Annotated in this window: 1 pseudogene; it reads right to left on the bottom strand. The window is 76.4% G+C overall.

Features of this window, described 5'->3' with window-relative positions:
- Positions 1-17 precede the first annotated feature (17 nt).
- A pseudogene (locus ABD308_RS15945) lies at positions 18-276 on the bottom strand (hypothetical protein); the annotation flags it as partial.

Genomic DNA, 276 nt, shown 5'->3' with positions numbered 1-276 from the left:
CGCTCCGCCGTCCGTCTCTACCGCGAGGCGCGCAGCTCGGGGACCTCGATCTGCTCGGTCTCGTCGTGCGGGGTCAGGTCGACCACCTCGGGTTCGGCCTCCCCGACCTTCGGCAGCACCCGGGTCTCGGCCTCCGGCAGCACCAGGGCCTCCGCCTCCGGCACCACCGCCTGCTCGCGCGTCCGCTCCTGCTCGGCGAGCGCCTCGTCACCGACCACGTCCGCCAGGTCCGCCCGCTCGCCCAGCTCCGCGACGCTGCGCACGGCCGGCGCCGGA

Source organism: Kitasatospora putterlickiae, assembly GCF_039527695.1.
GTDB lineage: Bacteria > Actinomycetota > Actinomycetes > Streptomycetales > Streptomycetaceae > Kitasatospora > Kitasatospora putterlickiae.
Note: the sequence above shows the minus strand (reverse complement) of the source record. Positions and strands in the feature narration are given on the sequence as shown.